Below are 3,001 nucleotides of genomic sequence, written 5' to 3'. Positions count from 1 at the left end.
ACCCATGCTCGACCGAAACCGCTTTGCCCCCAACGCTCGATCAATACTCAAGCCCTGACTGCCCTGCGGGGCACCAACCGACGCCCGAATTTCAATGCTCAATCAATGCTGAAGTGCCGGATGCACTGCGTGGCATCAACCAACGCCTGTCCTTGGATACTCGATTTACTGATGGACGCCGAAACTTGCTTGAACGTCCGCTCTTTGCTACGATTCACACACGGTGATAGCCACCCACGGGCACAAAGTCCACGCCGACGGACCGCATCGCAACGGTGCATTGCGGATAACCATTGCATGCACCGGAGTGGCGGCCGCACACTTTTCTCTCTGCTTGCACGTCAAATCCCGCCACCTCGGTGATGCTTACCGTTATCCGAGCTATGAAGAACGGCATATCCAAAACGACTAGGCGATGGATCGGAGCCGTAACTGCGCTTGCTGCACTTGCCTTCCTGACACCTGTCATCGTCGATCATTTGCTGCGATACCGCTTCAACTATGCGATCGCCACCTTGACTCAGGGGAGCATAGCTTCGATTCGCTTCAAGCCGCACACTGATCGCGAGTTCGTAACCATTTCCGACCCAAAAGTACTTCGCAGGATTCAAGAATGGCTCAGGACCTCCAATGCCCCCAAGGCGTTCTATTCCTATCCGCCTACGTCCTGCCCTCTTGAAATTACGTTGGACAATGGCAACGTCGAGCAATTCAACATTTCGCCCACCGGCATGACTGCAACCTACATCGTCGAACTCGACGCCGACAGGGCATTCGAGCGTCAGCGTCATTTCTCGTATGCAATGCTGTCGTATAATGGCTACTACCGTATAATAACCGACCAACCCTTCACGCCCTACCTGCGTGATACAAATCAACTTGATCCTGCCGTTCCCAAACCGTTGTTTATGTACGGCGACGGCAGTGACGTTACGCCAGCCCCTGCTATGTAATGCGGATAACCATGACATGCACCGGAGTGGCGGTGGTTAGTTTTTCTGTTTGCTTGCAAGTCTTTCGCCGCCACCCGGTGATGTCTACCGTTATCCGACTGAGCCGCGGACATTTGCTGCCCGCCTCGCGCCCTGCGGGGCACACCCAACGCACAACCAGCACTGCCTTGCCCCCAACGCTCGACCAACATCCAAGTGCCGACTGCCCTGCGGGGCATCAACCAACGCCTGAATTCCAACGCTCAATTAATGCCGACCTGCCGGATGCACTGCGTGGCACCAACCAACGCCTGTCGCCGAGTGCCCGATTTAACGCCACCAACCGAAACTTGCTTGACCGACCTTTCTTTGCTACGATCTATTCGCGGTGATTACCACCCACGTGGACGAAGCCCGCGCTGACGGACTACATCGTAATGGTTGTTTGCGGATAACCATTGCATGCACCGGAGTGGCGGCCGCACGCTTTTCTCTCTGCTTGCACGTCAAATCCCGCCACCTCGGTGATGCATACCGTTATCCGTACATGTGCTGTCGAATGCACTCAACCGCTAAATCGAAAACCTCTGTCAATGGTTTGGACGCCGTAAGCCAATGGTGAACTTTAGAACGCTAAGAACGGATCCTTCTGGTTGTCTATTTGATCTGCCGTATCTGCTGGTAGGCTTTCACGCGATTCTCACGGCGGATGCAAAGGGCACGCCACGATCGACGCTTTGTTCTTTCCATCCATGCCTTCGATCGCGTCATGCCCTTTGCGTCCTTCCATCTAATGGTCGCTTTTGGGACACCGCTACGTTCGGACATGCTAGAATCTTGTTCAAGCTGCTTTCATACGACAGCAAGCGACGCCTTTTCAGGTGGCGAACGGATAACCATGGGTTGTTCCGGAGCGGGGCTTGCGCGGGCATTGGTTCGCTTTGACACTTTACACTCCCCGCCCGGAAAACCCGGACGTTATCCGACTGAGCCGCAGACGCTTGATGCCTTCCTTGCGCCCTGCGGGGCACAATTCGTGCACGCCCAAAACCGGCTTGCCCCCAACGTTCGACCAACACAGAAGTGCCGACCGCCCTGCGGGGCATCAACTAACGCTTAACTCCCAATGCTCGAACAACGCCGAAGCGCCGGATGCACTGCGTGGAACCAACCAGCGTGTACCTTCCCGCATTCGATTCACAACTGCCGACATTAACTTGACCAAACGCCCTGTCTTTGCTACTCTTTCCACACGGCGATTGTCACCCACAAAAACGAAGTCCGCGCTGACGGACCGCATCGCAACGGTGTATTACGGATAACCATTGCATGCACCGGAGTGGCGGCCGCACACTTTTCTCTCTGCTTGCACGTCAAATCCCGCCACCTCGGTGATGCATACCGTTATCCGTACGTGTGCTGTCGAATGCACTCAACCGCTAAGTCGAAAACCTCTGTCCATGGTTTGGACGCCGTAAGCCAATGGTGAACTTTAGAACGCTAAGAACGGAGCCTTCTGATTGTCTATTTGCTTTGTCGTATCTGCTGGTAGGCTCTCACGCGATGCTCACGGCGGATGCAAAGGGCACGCCACGATCGACGCTTTGTTCTTTCCTTCCAGGCCTGTCGATCGCGTCATGCCCTTTGCGTCCTTCCTTCTTGTGGTGAACTTTGGGATGCTCCTACGCTCGGACATGCTAGAATCTTGTTCAAAATGCACACATCCGACACCAAGCGACGTCAACCTCAAGCGGCGAACGGATAACCATGGGTTGTTCCGGAGCGGGGCTTGCACGCGGTTTGGTTCGGTTTGACACTTTACACTCCCCGCCCGGAAAACCCGGACGTTATCCGACTGAACCGCGGACACTTGCTGCCTTCCTCGCGCCCTGCGGGGCACAACCTACGCATGGATTCCTTGCCGATCACACCGAACTATTGGCCTTGACTTCGCATGCACGTCAATCACTCACTGCGACCGAGACCTAATCCAACGTTGACGGTTCCTCGATCAATTCATACTCGTGTTGGCGATGCGACGCTTTCCCTTTGCTTGCACGACCGGCGAC

Annotated in this window: 4 protein-coding genes; all 4 read left to right on the top strand. The window is 55.2% G+C overall.

Annotation, left to right across the window (positions count from 1 at the left end; all coding sequences use genetic code 11):
• On the top strand, positions 1–227 hold a 227-nt coding region (locus tag RC85_RS28735), incomplete at its 5' end, for a hypothetical protein (protein WP_238383230.1).
• On the top strand, positions 224–412 hold the full coding sequence (locus RC85_RS27260; RefSeq protein WP_157594069.1) for a hypothetical protein: 189 nt from the start codon (positions 224–226) through the stop codon (positions 410–412). The genes RC85_RS28735 and RC85_RS27260, both read left to right, overlap by 4 nt.
• The gene (locus RC85_RS25290) at positions 384–953 is read left to right on the top strand and encodes a hypothetical protein (protein ID WP_157594068.1); all 570 of its coding nucleotides are present in this window, start codon (positions 384–386) and stop codon (positions 951–953) included. Before RC85_RS27260 ends, RC85_RS25290 begins: the two co-directional genes overlap by 29 nt.
• Positions 954–1,320: 367 nt before the next feature.
• Positions 1,321–1,554 carry a hypothetical protein gene (locus RC85_RS27955; RefSeq protein WP_149753214.1) on the top strand — a complete coding sequence of 78 codons (234 nt, stop codon included), beginning with the start codon at positions 1,321–1,323 and terminating at the stop codon, positions 1,552–1,554.
• The last annotated feature ends 1,447 nt before the right edge of the window (positions 1,555–3,001 follow it).

The organism is Rubripirellula obstinata, from assembly GCF_001642955.1.
Taxonomy (GTDB): Bacteria; Planctomycetota; Planctomycetia; order Pirellulales; family Pirellulaceae; genus Rubripirellula; species Rubripirellula obstinata.
The sequence above is the reverse complement of the archived record's forward strand: the minus strand, read 5'-3'. Positions and strand labels throughout refer to the sequence as shown.

Bases quoted from the DNA above. Each gene is read 5' to 3' on its own strand.
- RC85_RS25290 (WP_157594068.1), top strand. From the start codon at position 384: ATGAAGAACGGCATATCCAAAACGACTAGGCGATGGATCGGAGCCGTA.